The following is a 2190-nucleotide window of genomic DNA, read 5'->3' as shown; positions in this document are numbered from 1 at the left end:
ATCCAGCCCAGCCACCCACGCAGCCAGATCCTCATCGATCAACACAACGAAACAGACTACCGCCCAACATAACGAAGTGCGGCTGGAGTACTAGTCGGCTCTCATCGATTCAGCGAGATTGGCCAAGCGGACCTGCCCGTGCGCGACGAGCCTGCCCTCGGAATCCATGACCATCACCGACCACAATTGTTGACTCCGGCCCCTGTGTATCGGAGTTGCCTCGGCGTAGAGGGTGCCCGCGCTAACTTGCCGGAGAAAATCGGTGTTGTTGTTGACACCCACCACCCTGCCTTTGCTGCCATACCACTCCGACCCGCCGACGCTTGCCAAGGCCTCGACCACCGCACTATAGACGCCGCCGTGCACGATGCCGTCCGGCTGGTGCAACACCGGGGTGATCATGAATTCCGCCGCGACGCGATCCTGGCTGATTTCGCTATAATTTAGACCTAATACCTGGCCGAAGCCCGAGTTGAGTTGTTCATTTGCCATCTTCGACACTACGTGACCTTTATTCGGATCGTTGAAGAGAGTCGCCATCCACATCTATGCTTTCACGAGAAATATGAGTTAGAGGCCCCCGCACGCGGAGGCGGCCGAGAATTCGACCTGCCGGCACTTCGGGCGGGACATATCGGTACCGGTGAAGAAACCGGACAGCTGATCACAGCAAGCCCTCGGACATAGAAATCATCAGTCGGCGGCCGCCGCGCACCGGGTCGGACCACTTTCAGCTCCGCATGATGGCGGCGGCAATGGGGGTGGCGTCGGTAAAGGTGTTGTAGGTGCCAGCGGTCAAGAACTCCGTGGCGGCGTGGTGCACCGCGGCGTAGGCGGCGAGGTGCAGGGCCGGACCGAGACTGATGCGGTGGACTCCGGCCTCGATGAGCTGGGCAACGGAAGGGCCTGCGGGACCGGTCATCACGTTGATCGGCAGCGGCGCGGCGGCAGTGAACTGCTCCAGCGTGGACAGGTCCAGCAGACCAGGCACGAAAAGACAGTCGGCGCCGGCTGCGGCGTAGGTTTCGGCGCGCTCGAGTACCTCGGCAAAAGGATCGGCCTTCAAACGTTCTCGGTTGAAGTAGACATCGGTGCGAGCGTTGATGAGGAGGTCTGGCGCGCCGACTCTATCTGCCGCCGCGCGGGCCGCGCGGATACGGGTTGCCTGTTCGGCGGGGGTGTGCAGAGGCTGGTCGGCCGAGCGGGAGTCTTCGAGGTTGATTCCGGCGGCACCGGCACGGACGATCTGTTCGACGGTCTCGGCGACGTCGTCCGCATCGGGGCCGTATCCGTTTTCGATATCGACGGTGACGGGGAGATCCACGGCTTCGATAATGCGGCGGGCGGCGCTGATCATCTCCGCGCGACTGATGTGGTGCCCGTCCGGCAGCCCGAGCGACCAGGCGATCCCAGCGCTGGTGGTGGCGATGGCGGTGGCCCCCGCACGCGCGATGGCTACGGCGCTGGCCGCATCCCAGGCATTCGCGAGAACCAGCGGGTTGCGGTCCAGCGCCCGCAGCCGAGTTGCGGCACTCGCGGATACGGGTCGGTCATCGTGGCGCGCGAACTGCGCGCCGGTGCTCGGATCGGCATTGTCGGTCACGACACCGACCCTGCACCTTCCAGCGACTGGAGAGTCAAGCGTCACGACGCACGGCCCGACTACGAGACGCTGCACCACAGCAGAGCCCCCGGAGCACGGCAGCACGCCGATACAGGCATCCGCTAGTCGGTGAGCTCGAATTGGTCTACGAAACGCTCCGGCTGCCCGGCCACCCCGACCTCGCCTCGTCATCCACCCCGCAGAGCGGGGCTTCCCCGCCCAGCAAGCCCTCCGCAGCCTGATGCAAGATCCCCGTGATCAGCTGAGCGAGGCCTTGCGTTGGCATCCGGTGACAGCCGGGGCGACGAGCGCGGCTTGCCACCGGTGACAGGTGTACGCGGGCGGCCAACTGATCTGACCACGCGATCGGCAGATATCGATGACAGGTTTCCCGGGCTGGCAGCCGAGGGTCCGGGTGGGATTGCCGGTGCAACCGGGCGCGGCCGCTGGTTGCTGTGCCCCGGAACTCCTCGTTCACGTGACGCGGCGTGTGGTGGCGAGGATCCGGTCGACCAGTTGGTCGAGGTAGTCGGGGGTGAGCCCTCCCATGCCGAAGAGAATCCGGATGTAGAGGGGGGCGAGGATGT

3 protein-coding genes are annotated in these 2190 nt (G+C 64.7%); 1 reads left to right on the top strand and 2 read right to left on the bottom strand.

Features of this window, described 5'->3' with window-relative positions; all coding sequences use genetic code 11:
• Positions 1-90: 90 nt before the first annotated feature.
• The gene (locus ABZ420_RS35955) at positions 91-540 is read right to left on the bottom strand and encodes a PaaI family thioesterase (RefSeq protein ID WP_357132667.1); all 450 of its coding nucleotides are present in this window, start codon (positions 538-540) and stop codon (positions 91-93) included.
• Between the two features lie 190 nt (positions 541-730).
• On the bottom strand, positions 731-1603 hold the full coding sequence (locus ABZ420_RS35950) for an isocitrate lyase/phosphoenolpyruvate mutase family protein (protein ID WP_357132664.1): 873 nt from the start codon (positions 1601-1603) through the stop codon (positions 731-733).
• On the opposite strand from ABZ420_RS35950, the gene ABZ420_RS35945 reads away from it, so the two are divergent.
• Positions 1525-1845: a hypothetical protein gene (locus tag ABZ420_RS35945; RefSeq protein ID WP_357132661.1), complete on the top strand. Its 321-nt coding sequence runs from the start codon at positions 1525-1527 to the stop codon at positions 1843-1845. The two genes, ABZ420_RS35950 and ABZ420_RS35945, sit on opposite strands and share 79 nt — an antisense overlap.
• Positions 1846-2190 lie beyond the last annotated feature (345 nt).

The organism is Nocardia sp. NPDC005745, assembly GCF_040630775.1.
Classification (GTDB): domain Bacteria; phylum Actinomycetota; class Actinomycetes; order Mycobacteriales; family Mycobacteriaceae; genus Nocardia.
This window is presented reverse-complemented; position numbering and strand designations above follow the sequence as displayed.